A 2,146-nucleotide genomic window follows, 5' to 3' on the forward strand; every position below is an offset into this window, starting at 1 on the left:
TCAAGTGCGCTACCGGGCTGCGCTACACTCCGGACCGCGCAAAGCCCTATAATCTCAAGGGGTGTAGCGCAAGAGCCTTATCGGAACAAAATCGGCGAAATTAGAACAAACGGTGTCTCGGTGTGGGTTTCGAGACCAAAAGTCACACCGAAAATCACACCGGATGTTCATGATTTGTCCCTCATTGACTACAACTGGCCGCCCACGCGCAGGGGCCAATCCCGCATGCTGCCAGCCGCTCTTCCCCGAAGATGGTGTGAGCGGTTTGGCTCGCCGTCTCGTTCATTTTCCGGTGCCCCGGCTCCAAGCTGAGCTTGATAGGTGTCCTCTAGGCACGATCCCGCCACAGAAAGTCTACCTGTCGGGATACTGCCACCTGATTCTGAGGGCGTCTTCTTCGCTAAGTAGGACGGGCAACTCACCATTGAGCGGGTCCTTTCGCGCAACGTAGTTCTCTGCCCAAGCGATCCATCCTAGAGTTTGAACGTCTTGCCCCGACCCTCGAGCCAGCCGGCTCTTCACGGCTTCGATGTAACCATGGAGCATCAGGGCCTCTTGATGTGCGGATGCCTGTTCTTTGAAGATCGTTCCGCGAACTCGATCAATCGCTTCTAGCCGCTCTCGTTCCTGTTGGCGCTTCTCCTCTTCCGCCCATTTACGCGCTCGCTCCTCGCGCTCAATGCGCAGTTGCTTCAAGGCTGTGGCAGCGCGCTCGATCCCGTCGACAAAGCTCGTTAAGACATCCTCGACCCGTTGACGTTTGCCGTCAGCCCACTTTTGGCGGACACCTAGGTAGGTCGCATTGGTGATCGATAGCTGCAAATGTCCGGAGCGCACTTGATCGTGCTCGGGAATAGGTCGACCGTAGCTCCGATAGTCGCGGATATCTGCTGCGGTAGGCGTATGCGGGATCGACGCGTATCGTTCGGATAAGGCCAACTCGACATTCTCACCATCGACTACCGCACCACGCTTGGCATCTACAGAGACACTCCATGACCGCTCCAGAATGGCAGCCTTTATGCTGGCAATGAGATTCGCAGCACGAGGGAGGCTATCCAGGCCTATGTCTACTCGTATGAAGCCCGATCGTTGCCGGACTTCGCCAGCCGACGACGAACGCCTCAAGTCCTTCTGAATTGCAGCTGCAACCGGGTCGGTTACCTCGACCGCAACTGCGACCCGGAGGAGTTGTTCGGAGCCGGCGTCCAAGCTCGCAAGCCTCTGGTCATTGATAACCGGTTCCACTTGGTCGCCTATGAGCACGGTCTGATTTCTCTTCAATCTATCTGTCGGCAGCGCCCGGCGCTTCGGTGGACTACCATTGGCGATCTTTCGCCAATAGTGGGGTGGCGGAACTGGTATATCGTTTGCTCGGCAGATCGCGACGATCGTCCCGGCCGAACTACCGAGATCAGCGGCGACCTCGTCCATTGTTTTCGTCCAGACTAGGTCATGGAGGGAAGTGCGGGTAACGGTTGCCATGCGGCTAGGCTCTCAAATCAAGGACACAGAGGGTTGAGCGCGTTTCACGTGCGCCGGGCACTTTATAACGTGCAGCCACAACTACCGCCGCCTAGATGATGCGCCTGGGGCTATTCGAACCTGTCGCCTGTGGCGGATAGGCTACATGCTACCGCCCGTCTCAAAACACGTCGTAGACGAGCTGCAGCCTACCGACTTCTAATCAGTAAAGCAGCCGATCCGATGCTCCATGGATTGAAGCGCGTCGCAATTGGGGAACGCGCCACTAGGCGAAATTGCGCGTATAGCGTTTCGCCTTGATCCCTTCCGACTTCACCGTCTGCTGATCGCTATAAAGACACAAGACAGATCATCGAAGATCTGAGCGATACAAGGAAGGTGGATTTTGAAACACTCTGAGAAAAAACCCTACTCCAGCACGCGGCTTGCGCAATTCGTTGAAAGACGAATTCTTGAATTGAAAGCAAAAAAGACGCAGTCAACTATCGCTAGCGAGGCCGGTTTCGGGCAACACAACATGCTCACGAACATCAAGCTCGGCAATAGCAAGCTTCCACTTGACCGCGTCCCGGCTCTGGCTAAAGCGCTAGAGGTCGATGCGGCCCTCCTCTTTATGATGGCCGTGGAGCAGCTCGGCGGAGACACGACGGAGTTGGCCATT

1 protein-coding gene and 1 pseudogene are annotated in these 2,146 nt (G+C 56.2%); one reads left to right on the forward strand and one right to left on the reverse strand.

Annotated elements, in window-relative coordinates:
• Window positions 1-354: 354 nt before the first annotated feature.
• Window positions 355-1,434: a hypothetical protein gene (locus OOJ09_RS31885; RefSeq protein ID WP_269909019.1), complete on the reverse strand. Its 1,080-nt coding sequence runs from the start codon at window positions 1,432-1,434 to the stop codon at window positions 355-357.
• 436 nt (window positions 1,435-1,870) lie between these two features.
• Here OOJ09_RS31885 and OOJ09_RS31890 point away from each other — a divergent pair.
• Window positions 1,871-2,146: pseudogene (locus tag OOJ09_RS31890) on the forward strand (hypothetical protein); the annotation flags it as partial.

Source organism: Mesorhizobium qingshengii, assembly GCF_027563465.1.
Taxonomy (GTDB): Bacteria; Pseudomonadota; Alphaproteobacteria; order Rhizobiales; family Rhizobiaceae; genus Mesorhizobium; species Mesorhizobium qingshengii_A.

Coding starts and splice junctions, on each gene's coding strand:
- OOJ09_RS31885 (WP_269909019.1), bottom strand. CDS start 1,434: ATGGACGAGGTCGCCGCTGATCTCGGTAGTTCGGCCGGGACGATCGTC.